This is a genomic window from Fluoribacter dumoffii NY 23, assembly GCF_000236165.1.
In the GTDB taxonomy this organism is placed as follows: Bacteria; Pseudomonadota; Gammaproteobacteria; order Legionellales; family Legionellaceae; genus Legionella; species Legionella dumoffii.
The window spans coordinates 2047196-2061433 of the sequence record NZ_CM001373.1; the positions used below are offsets into that span (position 1 = coordinate 2047196).

The following is a 14238-nucleotide window of genomic DNA, read 5'->3' on the forward strand; positions in this document are numbered from 1 at the left end:
GCCTTTCATTATATAAACGATAATATTAACATGATTTTTATGCAGAGAACCAGATAAACAAATGGCCATTCATACAATTCTATATTTACCAGACCCTCGATTAAGGGATGTTGCAAAACCTGTTGTTCATTTTGATGATAAATTACAAACCCTGATTGATGACATGTTTGAAACCATGTATGACGCCCGGGGTGTTGGGCTTGCAGCCCCACAAATTGGCGTGGGTTTACGTTTATCCGTTATTGATATTGAGGGCGATAAGCAAAATCAGCTCGTGATTATCAATCCCGAAATTGTTACTGCTGAGGGTGAAAAAAAATTTGAGGAAGGCTGTCTTTCTGTTCCTGGAGCTTATGATACTGTAATTCGGGCCGAAAAAGTTACTGTGAAGGCTTTGGATAGAAATGGAAAACCTTTCGAAATAAATGCTGAGGGCTTGCTTGCTGAGTGTTTACAACATGAAATTGATCATATGAATGGGAAACTTTTTATTGATCTGCTTTCTCCCTTGAAAAAAGCCATGGCCCGGAAGAAACTGGAAAAATTCAAACGCCAACACGCACGCAAATAATAAGCTGCAGTTTTGCCGCTTCAATTCAAGCTGTGTCCCTATAAGGCATCCCGTGGTCAAATGAGTACTTATCATGAGTCAATTGAATATTATTTTTGCTGGAACACCAGAATTTGGTTTGCCCTGTCTTGATGCCTTACTGCACTCAACACATCATATTCAAGCCATTTATACCCAACCCGACCGCCCTGCCGGACGCGGTCGAAAGTTGCAGGCTTCCGCAGTTAAAGAATGGGCAGTATCACATCAAATCCCCGTCTACCAACCCCAGAATTTTAAAAATCCTGAAGCAATTTCTGAACTTGCCGCCTTAAAACCGGATGTTATGGTTGTTATTGCCTATGGGTTAATCCTGCCGAAAGCAGTTCTTGAAATTCCACGCCTGGGCTGTATCAACGTACATGCTTCCTTGTTACCCCGCTGGCGTGGGGCCTCTCCCATTCAATCTGCCATTCTTCATGGGGATAAGGAAACGGGAGTTACCATTATGCAAATGGATGCCGGCATGGACACAGGAGCGATGCTTCGCAAGGTAATTTGCCCCATAAGCGCCTCGGAAACTGCCCAAAGTTTACATGACAAGCTGGCCCAGATCTCCGCCGAACCTTTATTGCAAACCTTGAATGAACTCGCCGCGCAAACCCTCCACCCAGAAATCCAAAATGATGAATTAGCGACCTATGCCAAGAAAATCAATAAAGAAGATGCCCTCATTAACTGGCATGACGCCGCTGGAGAAATCGACTGCAAAATTCGTGCGTTTAATCCCTGGCCGATCGCTTATACCGCTTTGCATGAAGAAATTTTGCGTATCCACAAGGCACAGGTAGTTTCATTGGAAACAAAGCAAGTTCCAGGCACCGTGATTGACATCGATAAAAAAGGACTGGTGGTTGCAACGGGCGATCAGGGTTTGCTTATAGAAAAAATCCAGTTTCCGGGAGGCAAGGTGATTTCTATTGCTGACTGGTTAAACTCTTCTAAATCGACGCTGCATACAGGGTATGTATTTCAATGAATAAGAACGAGCGACTGCATGCCTTAAAAATTTTAACCTGTTTACTGACCGAAAAATCATCCTTATCCCAACTGATGACACCTACTGCCGAAGTATCGCCAATGACCAAAGAGATATGCTTCGGGGTTTGTCGTCATTATTTTCGTCTGCAAGCCATAGCAGGATATTTGGTGCAAAAAAAGCCCAAAGAAATCGAAGTATGGGTGGCTTTGCTTATAGGGATTTATCAATTACATTACATGCAGCAACCTGATTATGCGGTAGTTCAGGAAACTGTGGCATTGCTTGGAAAAATTAAAAAGACTTGGGCCAAAGGGTTGGTAAATGCCGTTTTACGCAATTTCTGCCGTCAACACGAAGAAATTTTACAGCGCCTGAACCAGGATCCTCAATTTGTTTATGGCCAACCGCAGTGGTTGCTGAACCGCTTGCAAAAAAATTGGCCCAGGGATTGGCAGGCAATAGCCCATGCAAATGATGAACGCCCGCCTATGGTGTTACGGGTTAATATCCAAAAAAACTCACTTGCTGAATATTTAAACATATTAAAGGCACAGGGTATTGCAGCCGAAGCTCATCCGGTTGCCCCTGAAGGAATTATCTTAGCCACTCCCTGTGATGTCCACCAACTGCCGGGCTTTGCCGAAGGATGGGTTTCAGTGCAAGATGGCGCCGCACAGTTAGCTGCATCCTTATTGTCGCTAAAACCCGGTTTACGCCTTCTTGATGCCTGTTGTGCGCCCGGAGGAAAGACCTGCCATATTCTGGAACAAGAACCCAATCTGGCAACATGCATTGCTTTAGACGTAGATGAACGACGGTTGCAACGGGTTCAGGATAATTTAAACCGGCTTGGCTTGCACGCAACGTTGAAGCAAGGCGATGCCTTAACGCCCTCTGTTTGGTGGGATGGCCAACCCTTTGATCGTATTTTGCTCGATGCCCCCTGCTCTGCAACAGGCGTCATTCGCCGCCATTCAGATATTAAATTATTACGCAATGATGAAGAAATTGATAAGATAATTCATATCCAGCAGGAGATGCTGGAGTGTTTATGGGCTTTGCTGGCCAAGGGAGGCTTACTGGTCTATGCCACCTGCTCGGTAATGTCTGAGGAAAATGAACAACAAATTGCACATTTTGTGGCGAATCATCCAGACTGTACGATAATAAAAGAACCTTGGGCTTGGGGGCGTGCAACAGAGCACGGCCAACAAATTTTACCAGGAGAGCAAAGTATGGACGGATTTTTTTATGCCGTATTACTTAAGGATAGAAAATGACAATAAACTGGCCCTTAATTACTGTTTTATTTATTTTGTCCATCCCCGGTGTAACCATTGCAATAAAACGTTTAATCTTTTTTTTATTATCCGATAATTCTGACGCATTAAAAAAACGCATAAGCGGTTTTGCCATTTTACAAACTTTGTTTATGGTTTTTATATTGAGCCTGGCAGGAACAATATTGTCTAAAAGCACAGGGTTGGGAGACCCTATACTTGAAGGCCTGCTGCAAGGTACTGCAGGGGGAAGTGCCCTGATTCCTGTATTACTGCCCACCCTTATCTATGGCTTATGCGGGTTATTAGTATTTTTGGTTCTTTATTATGGTGTGTTTGCACGCATCCTGGATAAAAAGAGTATGGAAGTCATGTCTAAAATCCGCAAGACCCTGGGGGTTGATGGCTGCGCCCTTTATGGAGGCGTGGTCGAGGAAATCATTGCCCGTTGGGGATTAATGAATCTCGCTACTTTTTTTGCTTTGCTCTTTACCAAGCAATACCCCAACTTGATTATATGGATGTCCATTCTCATCAGCGGACTGGTATTTGCTGTCACCCAAATTCCTGTTTACCTTGCTGCTGGCGGCAGCTCAAACCGGCACTTTATTTACTCCGTGCTTCTCCTTAGCTTGTATCAATCATTACTTTTTGGATATGTGTTTTGGCAATATGGAATTATTACTGCAATATTGGCACATATGGTGTTCCATTTAGGATGGGCAGCATTCGAAAGCGTAAAAAAACTGTAAAGCTACTCCCCCTTAATCTTGTCTTAACCTTGATCTTTTATCCTACAAGGGAAAGTATTCAAAGTCAGGGGGGTAGGACATGGCCACTTCAAGTAATGAATTTGCTGCTTTGGTAAATCAATTGCACAAATCACCTAATGATCCCGTTTTAAAGCAAGCCATAGTCCAACATTTACCTAAAATGATGGCTCTGGCACAGGATAATCCTTTGGCCTTATATCACCTGGCCCATATTTATCCGCCCACTTCTTCCCAGTACCAACAAACCATGCGTCAATCTGCAAATTTAGGGTGTACGAATGCCATGCTGGTGATGATGCACATATTGGGAAAAGCAAATGATGTGAACGACTTGAAAAAAGCAGTACATTATTTGACGATGATTAACAAATCAAACGATTCCTACATCAAGGAACAAGCCAAAGCATTACTTGATGAATATCCTCAGTTAGCTAAAGTAGCCAACGAGCAAGCGAAGACCCACATAAGTTATGGCCTCGCCCATCGCTTCTTTACCCCTCAACGGGAAAAAGAAGAATCAATGGAGCTGCAGCATGCTGTGGCGTGTAACGCTTAAATAGAGACAAGTCCCGGGCATGGCGCAAGCCTTACCCCGGGTTACACAATCGCTAAACTAAAACTTATACAATTAAAAAGCGGAAATTCTTCTGGATCTCGTTCAAATCGAACTGATTTAAATATAATGAAAAACTCATCCATGCACTTAAAGCCGCCAAATCCTGAAACGGAGGCGGAAGATAGACAGGATTGGTTAAAACTCCCCGCTCTTTTAATTCCGTGAGTAAAGGCAAATCGTCCAAAACCAATTTACCGGTAAATAACAAAGGTATGGACTCCACATGCTTTTTGCTGATTGCAAAACGGATGTAATTATAAATCAATACAAAACCCTTGGCGTAGGATAAATCCTTGGTAAAAGGACCACCCGTGGGGGTACTTCCCCGAAACACACGCACTGACTGATTGTAACTGTCTTCTTCACTTAAACCGCAATCCATAAAATAGTTATAAATATCGAGAAAGTCTGCCCCTTGCGTCACCATGTCCAGAGCAATTACACGGTTGGTAATCTTGAGCATACGGCTAGGGTACGAAGAAAAAGTGACTACTTCGGTAATTACAGCTAGACCCTCTTGGATAACACTACTGGAGGGAGAACCCTTGGAGAGAAAAAAGCAATTGGGTTGCATTGAGCCATTCAAGGTGGTCCCCACGTGAACCCACCCTTCATGGACCTCCAGATAACGAAGGTCGCGATCACTAAACATGGCTTGTTGACTTAATTTTATATTATCCGCACCGGCTGATGCATCCGCGATCATTTCATCACTGACCATTACAGTCACTTTACCCGGATGTTTATCGAAAAATTGTCCCAAACGGGCCTGTAAAATTTCCTGGGCTTGCTGGGGCGTATGGCGTTTGACATCAGCTTCCGATTGCAATTGCACACTAAGCCCCGATAACACATCAAAAAGCAAAGTACCCATCTCCGACATGCGGGGCCCACCGGCATAGAATACATCATTCGGGCTGCCATACAATTCCATCGCCAACTCGGAAAATGCAGGGGTGCCGCGCGCAGCCAACATTTGTGTGGCGCGGCTGTATTCCTCACACTGACGGCGGATTAAACGGGTTAAGGTAGAATATTGACCCAATTGATTCTGGGTATCGCGCAAAATAATACGAAATTCTTCCTGCTTTTCATGAACGTCGAAAGGCAGTGGTTTTTTTTCGTAATATTCCTTATCGACCGGGGGAAGTTTTTTTCCTTTATTTTTAAAAAAATCCCTTTTTATGGTTTCATCCCATTTAATACTATCAAGAATCCTGATTTTGCGTTGCGCTTCCACAATACGCTGTGATAATTCCTGTACAATAAGCAATTCAGCTGATTCTGATGGTGTCATAATAAATCCCCCTAGGATACAGGTGGTTCGATACTCACACGTGCATCTTGGTTCTGTTGAGGCAAGTCATAAAAATTACTAATATTCGCTCTCGTTAACGGAGGCGGCACTTCTAAAGAAGGTCCATTAGCACTGCCCAAGTAAAGATTTTCACCATTACTGGCATAACGACTACACCCGGATAGCGCGAGCGCAAAAAAAACAATAAAACACAACTTTTTCACTTAAATCAACTCCAAACTCTTCATCGCCTTTTCCAGCGGCTCATGAAACTCTTTAGATAAACACGTCAACGGCATTCTTAATTCATTCTCCATTAACCCCATTTGGTTTGCTGCCCATTTTATTGCAATTGGATTGGTTTCAACAAACAATAATTCATACAGAGGTGCAAGCTGCTCATTTAAACGCAAACATGCAGCATGATCCCCATCTAAAGCCGAATCACATAATTTGGCCATAAATTTGGGAACCACATTCGCTGCCGCTGAAATATTTCCCTTCGCCCCAGCCAACATCCACGATGCTGCAGTAAAATCATCACCACTAAACACATCGATACTGCCTTCTGAAAGGCGTAAAATTTGCTGTAAGCGAGTCATTTGTCCGGTGGCGTCTTTTATCCCCACAATATTGGAAATCTTGGCAAGCCGGGCTACTGTTTCGGGCAACATGTCACATGCCGTTCTCGTGGGCACATTATAAAGAATAATCGGGATTGCCACTTCCTTGGCTATTTGGCTGTAATGCAAAAACAATCCTTCTTGAGTAGGCCTGATGTATGCAGGAGTCATAATTAATGCAGCATGAGCACCATATTCCATAGCTTCCTGGGTGAGTTGGATGCAATCACGTGTTGCATTCATTCCGGTGCCCGCAATAACAGGAATACGTTCTTTTGATTGCTCTATTACCGTTTTAATGACCAGTAATTTTTCTTCATGAGATAAAGTACCTGATTCCCCGGTGGAACCTGCTGCAACAAGGCCATGGCTACCCATTTCGATATGGTATTCAACCAGTTCACGCAACCGTGGTACATCAACCTCATCATTCTTCATGGGTGTTAATAAAGCAACAATGCTTCCTTTAAACATATTATCCCCTGTTCTTTTTTTTATTATTACTAATACTACTGGAAAAAGAGGGTCAGAGTAAAATCTGATCTTGAAAAAGCAATCAGCAAAAATAAATTATGGGCACAAATTTGACACTTAATATTTTTTTTGTACTAAAATCATAGTGAGATGAAGAAATCAGGATTTTCTGAACATAGGCAATTGCTGTAAGCATGCAGAAATTCCTGGAGAACCACAAAAGGGAGTTCACTATGAAAAAAATTATCGCTCCATTATTTTTTATCGGTCTGTCAGCATTCATGCTTGGGGGTTGCACCAACACCGAAGTAGGTACTGGTGTCGGCGGTGCTGCTGGGGCTGGTATTGGATATGCAGTCAGCGGAGGCAGCGCTGTGGGAACAGTAATCGGTGCTGGAGCTGGTGCCCTGGTAGGGAATGCAATTGGACGAGAACAAGACAGAAGATCCTATTACCACCATCGCCATTATCGTCCTGGTTATAATTATTACTATTATTAATTTATAACCAAATAAAAAACACCCTTAATCTTTATAGATAAGGGTGTTTTTATTTTATGAATATTCAGCTTTAGTAAATATTTGCATTGAAGAATTAAAAACACTAGAAACATCTTTTAGAAAAAAATTATTTAATTTAAGGCAATATCAAATTTCCATTGCTATACTTTTTAAAGAATTTCAAGATTAATCCTAAGCGATTGATCATTAAATCAAAAAATAATACAAGGATGGTGATCATGCGTTTAAAAAATAAAGTAGCAATAGTTACAGGCGCTGCCAGTGGAATAGGTAAAGAAATTGCTCTTGTCTATGCCAAGGAGGGAGCTAAAGTTGCCATCGCCGATCTGAATCTCGATCAAGCCAAAGAGGCGGCCGAAGAGATAAAATCCAAAGGTGGAGACGCTATGGCAGTTGCCATGAATGTCACCAATGAGGAAGAGGTCGATAATGGTGTTGATGAGGTAGCCAAACACTTTGGCGGTGTGGATGTGATGGTCAGCAATGCCGGAATCCAAATTATCAGCCCCGTAGATCAGCTGGCTTTTTCCGATTGGAAAAAACTAATAGCAATTCAATTGGACGGTGCATTCCTCACCACCCGCGCCGCGTTAAAACATATGTATGCTTCAGGTAAAGGGGGAAGCATCATTTATATGGGTTCAGTGCATTCCAAAGAAGCGTCTAAATTAAAAGCCCCTTATGTGACTGCAAAACACGGTTTAATTGGCTTGTGTAAAGTGGTTGCCAAGGAAGGAGCTGCCCATAATGTACGGGCTAATGTCATTTGTCCAGGGTTTGTACGCACCCCGCTGGTTGACAAACAAATCCCCGAACAAGCTAAAGAATTGGGAATCACTGAAGAGCAAGTGATCAAAAATGTCATGCTAAAAGATACCGTTGATGGGGAATTCACCACTACGGATGATGTAGCACAAACTGCGTTATTTTTTGCTTCGTTTGAATCCAATGCCCTGACAGGTCAATCGCTTATTGTAAGTCATGGGTGGTTTATGGAGTAATTTCTATGCCTCCGACAAAAAAAACTAAATTGAGGGAGCACCCTCGCCACATTGCCTGCTGTTTTCAAGGGGGAGGCGCTTTAGGCGCCTATCAGGTGGGAGTGGTTCATGCCCTGGATGAGGCGGGTTATGATCCTACCTGGTTTGCCGGCACTTCTATAGGAGCAATAAATGCTGCTATTGCGGCGGGCAATCCACCTGGAGTACGCATTGAAAAAATGTATCAATTTTGGGAGACCATCGCCACCCCATCCTTAATACAAAGCAACATCTTTCCTGACGATGATGAAAGTCGAAAAATAGAACATTTTTTCTCTGCTCAATCCGCTTTACTTTTTGGCCAGCCTGGTTTTTTTACACCGCGTTTTCCACCTCTGTTTCTAGGATACTATGACAAGCCGGATTCTTTGAGTTTTTACGATACCAAGGAACTTAGATCCACCTTGGAACAGTTTATTGATTTCGATCGCCTCAATTCCAATGAAACCCGCATCAGTATTGGGGCCGTTGAAGTCTGTTCCGGGGCGATGAGATATTTTGATTCGCAGGAGATGAAAATTGGACCTGAACATATTATGGCCAGTGGGGCATTACCGCCTGGTTTTCCTGCCATAGAGATTGAAGGGGAATATTATTGGGATGGTGGTATTTCCAGTAACTCTCCAGCAAGTTACGTACTCTCCGTAAATCGATGTCCGCGAAAATTACTCTGTTTTGCAATTCATTTATTTGACTCGTTTGGCTTGTACCCCACATCGTTTGACGCCGTGTTAAAGCGCAAAAAAGACATTGAGTACTCCAGCCATTTTGCGCATACCATTGAAATGTATCAGCAGATTCATGCGTTAAAAAACGCCATCCATATCCTTTCCCATTATGTTCCTGAAGAAGAAAAAGGAAATCCGGATTTAAAACTCTGCATCGCCCGGGGACATCAGTCTACAGTGTCCGTAGTTCGATTTTTATATGAATACGATGATACTGAGTTTTCCTCGAAAGATTATGAGTTTTCTAAAAAAAGCATCATGGAACGTATCAAACATGGGTACATTGCTGGAAAGAAAGCCGTTAAAAAATCGCCCTGGAATAAACCCGTCCCTCGAACTCTGGGCATTGCTGTATACGATATGGCGGCTAACAAACATCTAAAAGAGGAGCCTGAAAAATGAAAGAATCAGAAGTAGTGAAAAAAGCATTCGCTATGCCACTCGTCAGCCCAGCTTATCCTCGTGGACCATATCGATTTATCAATAGAGAATTCTTAACGATCACTTATGAAACGGATATGGATCTGCTGCGGGAAATAGTCCCTGAACCCTTGGAAGTAGTAGAGCCTTTGGTCAAATTTGAATTCATTCGCATGCCTGATTCCACGGGCTTTGGTGATTATACGGAATCAGGACAAGTAATCCCTGTACGCTATAAGGGTAAAATGGGAAGTTACTCCCATGCCATGTTTCTGGATGATCTTCCTCCCATTGCAGGGGGCCGTGAAATTTGGGGATTTCCCAAAAAGTTAGCGCAACCCAAGCTGGAAGTAGTGCATGAAACCCTTTTAGGTACTTTGGAATATGGACCTTTTCGTATAGCCACAGCAACAATGGGTTATAAATATGAAGCCCTCGATAATAAAAAAGTTGCCGAAACAATGAGTTCCCCGAACTATCTGTTAAAGATAATTCCCCATGTTGATGGAAGCGTCAGAATCTGTGAATTGGTAGAGTATTATCTTGAAGATGTGGTGATCAAAGGAGCATGGAAAGGGCCCGCTCAATTGCAATTAGAACCCCATGCCTTGGCTCCTGTAGCGGATCTTCCTATTCGAAAAATAATAAATGGCGTCCATTTATTAACTGATCTTACCTTGCCTTATGGTCGCGTAGTTCACGATTATTTAAAATAAAGGCTTGGAGACCACTTAAAAATGCTAATTCTTATAGGCTATGTAGTCATATTACTCTGTGTTTTTGGCGGATTTGCCCTTGGGGGCGGCCATCTCAAAGCAGTTTTTCAACCGATTGAGCTGCTCATTATAGCGGGAGCAGCCATCGGTTCATTAATTGTTGCGAACAGCGCTTCTGTACTAAAAGCTCTGTTAAAGGCGATACCTAAAGTCTTTCGCGGTGAAAAATCGGTCAAGGAGAATTACAGTAATTTGTTAGGATTGTTGTACAATCTTTTGAATAAAGCACGCCAACAAGGATTAATGTCCCTGGAAACAGACATTGAATTACCTGAAGAAAGCCCTATTTTCAATGCTTATCCCTCACTGATGAAAAATCATCACGTTATTGAGTTTATTTGCGATTATTTAAGGTTGATCATTACTTCAAACCTGCAACCGTTCCAACTTGAAGCCTTGATTGACATGGAAATTGAATCCCATCATGAGGAGGAAATGATCCCGGCTAATGCCTTGTCGAAACTGGCTGATGCCATGCCGGCCTTTGGTATCGTGGCGGCAGTTCTTGGAGTGGTCCATACCATGGAATCAATCAATTTACCCCCACCAGAACTGGGAGTACTGATTGCCCATGCACTTGTTGGAACTTTTTTGGGTATTTTAATTGGTTATGGATTCGTAGGTCCTGTCGCATCGGCCATGGAACATCAGGCTAATCAAACCCAGTTGATGCTGTATTGCATCAAAGCAACAATACTGGCTAGTTTGCACAATAATCCTCCCATTATTGCAGTAGAATTTGGGCGAAAAGTATTGTTCTCCGCACAACGTCCCTCATTTTCACAACTTAATGAAGAAATTAAAAACTTCAAACCAGCAGCCTCTTCATCGCGCTCCGAGGAGAATAATGCTGCCGAACCTACCCCGAGTTAATGAGGTTACAGCATGAATGATAGCAGCGATAAAGGAAAATCGGGCTCAACTCCAATAATTCGCAAAATAAAAAGAAATAAGCACAAGCATCACGGAGGATCATGGAAAATCGCTTTTGCTGATTTTGTTACCGCGATGATGGCGTTTTTTTTGTTAATGTGGTTAATCGCTTCATTGAATAAAGCTCAGAAAGACGGGATTGCCGAATATTTCAAACAACCGATGAAAATAACTTTTTTTGGAGGTGAAAACGTAGGCAATCAGCAAATTAATCTTAAAGGCGGCGGGCCTAATCTTAAAGACACCAATGGCCAAATTTCTAAAACAGATAAATCCTCCCCCCAAAGTACAAAGGAACAAAACATTCAAGTCATTCAATCCAATAAAGAAGAAACCCAAAAACTTGAAGAGTTAAAATCTCAAATTAACTTAAGCATTCAACAAGACCCTTCACTTGCTGGATTAAAGAACCAATTATTGATGGAAGTGGTAAAGGATGGCCTACGCATCCAATTAATCGACAATCAAAAAAAACCCATGTTTGATGTGGGATCCGACAAACTCAATCCGGATATGGAGCCTCTTTTTATTCAAATTGCCAAACTGCTTAAAAATGTACCCAATAAAATTACCATCGAAGGGCATACCGATGCCCATCCCTATCATAATCCTGAGGAATTGGAGTATACCAATTGGGAGCTATCTACCCAAAGGGCCAATGCCGCTCGCCGCGCTTTGGTTAAAGCAGGTTTAGACCCCGACAGAGTCATTCGTATCTCAGGCTTTGCATCAACCTTACTGCTTAATACCCAAGATCCATTCAGCCCTGAAAACCGGCGAATCAGCATCATGGTCATCAAAAAAGAAGTGGAAAATAAAATGATGAAGAGTAAATAATTCTGGATTCTGGAATGCAGCGCCGTGAAACTTGGCCTGATTGAACTCTCAATCGCGGCTTTCACGGCGCTGCCCCAAGATGAAAACAAAGTACAAAAATAAATCCTAGACGGTGGAAGCGTTCAACATCCAGCGCGCCTTTTCATGGGCTGCAATGCGTTCACTTAGCAAAGCAACGGTTCCTTCATCGCCATCTTCCTGGGCAAGTTTAATGGCCGCGTTTAAATCTTTAACCAACACCCCATTATCCTGAGCCAGCTCGCTCACCATTTTGTTTGCATCGATACTGGAATCACCGTCTTTTATTGTTTTTAACTGGTTTAGGGCGGTAAAAGTAGCAGGAGCCTTATGTCCCATAATCAAAATGCGCTCTGCTATTTGATCGATTGCTTCTGCCAAAGCTCTATATTGCATTTCGAATAATTCATGTAAACTCTTAAACTGTACTCCCTTAACATGCCAGTGATAATTTTGTGTTTTAAGATACAAAGCATAAGTATCTGCCAGAATTACTTCCAATTTTTTAATTATTGCTCCCATCACTACTCCTGATTTTATTTTTCCATCATTTTCGATAATACCTTTAAAAAATACCAGTGTTTTCAAATAAAAAAAACCCGCCATCAGGCGGGTTTTTAAAGGAAATGGGAATGAGAGGGGCTTACATCATGCCGCCCATGCCTCCCATACCGCCCATTCCGCCCATGCCGGCCATGTCACCAGCTGCTTCTTCTTTCTTTGGTAAATCAGCAACCATGCACTCAGTGGTCAGCATTAAACTGGCTACAGAAGCCGCGTTTTGTAATGCCATACGAGTTACTTTAGTTGGATCCAAAATACCCATGTCAACCATGTCTCCAAACTCGCCTGTTGCAGCATTGAAGCCATAGTTATCTTTGTTTTCAGCTACTTTGTTTACAATGACGGAAGCTTCATAACCAGCATTTGAGACGATCTGGCGCATTGGCGCTTCAATCGCACGACGCAGGATGTTGATACCCATGTTTTGGTCGTCATTGTCGCCTTTCAAAGAATCCAGAGCTTTTTGTGCACGGATTAAGGCAACACCACCACCAGCTACGATACCTTCTTCTACAGCAGCACGTGTAGCATGTAACGCATCTTCAACGCGTGCTTTTTTCTCTTTCATTTCTACTTCAGTAGCTGCACCAACTTTGATAACCGCAACACCGCCAGAAAGTTTAGCAACACGCTCTTGTAATTTCTCACGATCGTAATCAGAAGTAGTTTCTTCAATTTGAGCACGAATTTGAGAAATACGAGCATTGATTTCAGAAGCTTTACCTTCGCCATCGATAATTGTAGTGTTTTCTTTGGTAACTACGATACGTTTTGCAGTACCCAGATCTTCCAAAGTAGCAGCTTCAAGGCTCTTGCCGATTTCTTCAGAAATAACTTGGCCATGAGTCAGGATTGCGATGTCTTGTAACATTGCTTTACGGCGATCGCCAAAGCCAGGAGCTTTAACCGCACATACTTTAACAATACCACGCATGTTGTTAACAACCAGAGTTGCTAAAGCTTCACCTTCAACATCTTCAGCGATAATCAACAAAGGACGGCCAGATTTTGCAACACCTTCCAATACAGACAACATGTCGCGAATGCTGGAGATTTTCTTGTCAACCAACAGAATGAACGGATGCTCAAGTTCGCAAGTCATGTTTTGTTGATTGTTGATGAAGTATGGAGAGATATATCCACGGTCAAACTGCATACCTTCAACAACAGATAATTCATTTTCAAGGCTATTGCCGTCTTCAACAGTAATAACGCCTTCTTTACCTACTTTATCCATCGCGCTTGCAATAATAGAACCAATTGCTTCATCAGAGTTAGCAGAAATAGTACCTACTTGGGCAATTGCTTTGTTGTCCTTGCATGGTTTGGACATAGTTTGCAATTTCTTGGTAATTGCAGCAACTGCTTTGTCAATGCCGCGTTTGAGATCCATTGGATTCATACCTGCAGCAATTGCTTTATATCCTTCAACAACAATCGCACGAGCCAATACAGTAGCTGTAGTAGTACCGTCTCCAGCAGTATCAGAAGTCTTAGAAGCAACTTCTTTAACCATTTGAGCGCCCATGTTCATGAAGCGTTGATCAAATTCGATTTCTTTAGCAACAGACACACCGTCTTTAGTTACAGTGGGAGCGCCATAAGCCTTTTCCAAAACAACATTACGGCCGCGTGGACCCATAGTAACCTGCACAGCATCCGCCAATGCATTAACACCTGCTAACATTTGTAGACGCGCATCGTCACCAAAACGTAATTCTTTAGCCATTATTTCTTTCTCCTAAT

Annotated in this window: 16 protein-coding genes; 11 read left to right on the forward strand and 5 right to left on the reverse strand. The window is 42.5% G+C overall.

The features are described 5' to 3' along the window. Positions 1 to 61: 61 nt before the first annotated feature. The 5 genes from def (at position 62) to KYQ_RS09140 (ending at position 4201) form a co-directional block, all read left to right on the forward strand. Positions 62 to 571, forward strand: coding sequence for a peptide deformylase (gene def, locus KYQ_RS09120; protein ID WP_010652784.1), 510 nt, complete (start codon positions 62 to 64; stop codon positions 569 to 571). A gap of 73 nt (positions 572 to 644) precedes the next feature. Continuing rightward, entirely contained in the window at positions 645 to 1589 is a 945-nt protein-coding gene (gene fmt / locus KYQ_RS09125; RefSeq protein WP_010652783.1) for a methionyl-tRNA formyltransferase, read from the forward strand. Further along, on the forward strand, positions 1586 to 2872 hold the full coding sequence (gene rsmB / locus KYQ_RS09130) for a 16S rRNA (cytosine(967)-C(5))-methyltransferase RsmB (RefSeq protein WP_019349910.1): 1287 nt from the start codon (positions 1586 to 1588) through the stop codon (positions 2870 to 2872). The genes fmt and rsmB overlap by 4 nt, the downstream gene beginning before the upstream one ends. Continuing rightward, positions 2869 to 3624, forward strand: coding sequence for a CPBP family glutamic-type intramembrane protease (locus KYQ_RS09135; protein WP_010652781.1), 756 nt, complete (start codon positions 2869 to 2871; stop codon positions 3622 to 3624). The genes rsmB and KYQ_RS09135 overlap by 4 nt, the downstream gene beginning before the upstream one ends. Before the next feature lie 79 nt (positions 3625 to 3703). After that, positions 3704 to 4201, forward strand: coding sequence for a hypothetical protein (locus KYQ_RS09140; protein WP_010652780.1), 498 nt, complete (start codon positions 3704 to 3706; stop codon positions 4199 to 4201). A 64-nt stretch (positions 4202 to 4265) separates the two neighbouring features. On the opposite strand, the gene KYQ_RS09145 is transcribed toward KYQ_RS09140, so the two are convergent. Genes KYQ_RS09145 through dapA form a run of 3 tightly spaced genes read right to left on the reverse strand, consistent with a single transcriptional unit; the run spans position 4266 to position 6655 of the window. After that, entirely contained in the window at positions 4266 to 5558 is a 1293-nt protein-coding gene (locus KYQ_RS09145; RefSeq protein WP_010652779.1) for a flavohemoglobin expression-modulating QEGLA motif protein, read from the reverse strand. 11 nt (positions 5559 to 5569) lie between these two features. Then, positions 5570 to 5782, reverse strand: coding sequence for a hypothetical protein (locus KYQ_RS09150; protein WP_010652778.1), 213 nt, complete (start codon positions 5780 to 5782; stop codon positions 5570 to 5572). Next, the gene (gene dapA, locus KYQ_RS09155) at positions 5783 to 6655 is read right to left on the reverse strand and encodes a 4-hydroxy-tetrahydrodipicolinate synthase (RefSeq protein WP_019349911.1); all 873 of its coding nucleotides are present in this window, start codon (positions 6653 to 6655) and stop codon (positions 5783 to 5785) included. A 233-nt stretch (positions 6656 to 6888) separates the two neighbouring features. Between dapA and KYQ_RS09165 the strand changes: the two genes are divergently transcribed. From KYQ_RS09165 to motB, 6 genes are all read left to right on the forward strand, one after another. Beyond that, a complete protein-coding gene (locus KYQ_RS09165) occupies positions 6889 to 7155 on the forward strand; it encodes a YMGG-like glycine zipper-containing protein (protein ID WP_010652776.1) in 267 nt (88 codons plus the stop codon). Between the two features lie 239 nt (positions 7156 to 7394). Next, positions 7395 to 8177 carry a 3-hydroxybutyrate dehydrogenase gene (locus KYQ_RS09175; RefSeq protein ID WP_010652775.1) on the forward strand — a complete coding sequence of 261 codons (783 nt, stop codon included), beginning with the start codon at positions 7395 to 7397 and terminating at the stop codon, positions 8175 to 8177. Between the two features lie 5 nt (positions 8178 to 8182). Then, the gene (locus KYQ_RS09180; protein ID WP_010652774.1) at positions 8183 to 9346 is read left to right on the forward strand and encodes a patatin-like phospholipase family protein; all 1164 of its coding nucleotides are present in this window, start codon (positions 8183 to 8185) and stop codon (positions 9344 to 9346) included. Next, complete coding sequence (locus KYQ_RS09185; RefSeq protein ID WP_010652773.1) at positions 9343 to 10080, forward strand: acetoacetate decarboxylase; 738 nt, start codon at positions 9343 to 9345, stop codon at positions 10078 to 10080. Before KYQ_RS09180 ends, KYQ_RS09185 begins: the two co-directional genes overlap by 4 nt. Positions 10081 to 10101: 21 nt before the next feature. Then, positions 10102 to 11013 (forward strand): flagellar motor stator protein MotA, encoded by a 912-nt coding sequence (gene motA / locus KYQ_RS09190; protein ID WP_010652772.1) that lies wholly within the window; start codon positions 10102 to 10104, stop codon positions 11011 to 11013. A gap of 12 nt (positions 11014 to 11025) precedes the next feature. After that, entirely contained in the window at positions 11026 to 11910 is an 885-nt protein-coding gene (motB, locus tag KYQ_RS09195; protein ID WP_010652771.1) for a flagellar motor protein MotB, read from the forward strand. 105 nt (positions 11911 to 12015) lie between these two features. Here the strand turns inward: motB and KYQ_RS09200 are convergent, their stop codons facing one another. Both KYQ_RS09200 and groL read right to left on the reverse strand, forming a co-directional pair. Further along, positions 12016 to 12450, reverse strand: a complete 435-nt coding sequence (locus KYQ_RS09200) for a Dps family protein (RefSeq protein WP_010652770.1) — start codon at positions 12448 to 12450, stop codon at positions 12016 to 12018. Between the two features lie 121 nt (positions 12451 to 12571). Beyond that, positions 12572 to 14221 (reverse strand): chaperonin GroEL, encoded by a 1650-nt coding sequence (gene groL, locus KYQ_RS09205; RefSeq protein WP_010652769.1) that lies wholly within the window; start codon positions 14219 to 14221, stop codon positions 12572 to 12574. Positions 14222 to 14238 lie beyond the last annotated feature (17 nt).

Bases quoted from the DNA above. Each gene is read 5' to 3' on its own strand.
- def (WP_010652784.1), top strand. From the start codon at position 62: ATGGCCATTCATACAATTCTATATTTACCAGACCCTCGATTAAGGGAT.
- fmt (WP_010652783.1), top strand. From the start codon at position 645: ATGAGTCAATTGAATATTATTTTTGCTGGAACACCAGAATTTGGTTTG.
- rsmB (WP_019349910.1), top strand. From the start codon at position 1,586: ATGAATAAGAACGAGCGACTGCATGCCTTAAAAATTTTAACCTGTTTA.
- KYQ_RS09135 (WP_010652781.1), top strand. From the start codon at position 2,869: ATGACAATAAACTGGCCCTTAATTACTGTTTTATTTATTTTGTCCATC.
- KYQ_RS09140 (WP_010652780.1), top strand. From the start codon at position 3,704: ATGGCCACTTCAAGTAATGAATTTGCTGCTTTGGTAAATCAATTGCAC.
- KYQ_RS09145 (WP_010652779.1), bottom strand. From the start codon at position 5,558: ATGACACCATCAGAATCAGCTGAATTGCTTATTGTACAGGAATTATCA.
- dapA (WP_019349911.1), bottom strand. From the start codon at position 6,655: ATGTTTAAAGGAAGCATTGTTGCTTTATTAACACCCATGAAGAATGAT.
- KYQ_RS09165 (WP_010652776.1), top strand. From the start codon at position 6,889: ATGAAAAAAATTATCGCTCCATTATTTTTTATCGGTCTGTCAGCATTC.
- KYQ_RS09175 (WP_010652775.1), top strand. From the start codon at position 7,395: ATGCGTTTAAAAAATAAAGTAGCAATAGTTACAGGCGCTGCCAGTGGA.
- KYQ_RS09180 (WP_010652774.1), top strand. From the start codon at position 8,183: ATGCCTCCGACAAAAAAAACTAAATTGAGGGAGCACCCTCGCCACATT.
- KYQ_RS09185 (WP_010652773.1), top strand. From the start codon at position 9,343: ATGAAAGAATCAGAAGTAGTGAAAAAAGCATTCGCTATGCCACTCGTC.
- motA (WP_010652772.1), top strand. From the start codon at position 10,102: ATGCTAATTCTTATAGGCTATGTAGTCATATTACTCTGTGTTTTTGGC.
- motB (WP_010652771.1), top strand. From the start codon at position 11,026: ATGAATGATAGCAGCGATAAAGGAAAATCGGGCTCAACTCCAATAATT.
- KYQ_RS09200 (WP_010652770.1), bottom strand. From the start codon at position 12,450: ATGGGAGCAATAATTAAAAAATTGGAAGTAATTCTGGCAGATACTTAT.
- groL (WP_010652769.1), bottom strand. From the start codon at position 14,221: ATGGCTAAAGAATTACGTTTTGGTGACGATGCGCGTCTACAAATGTTA.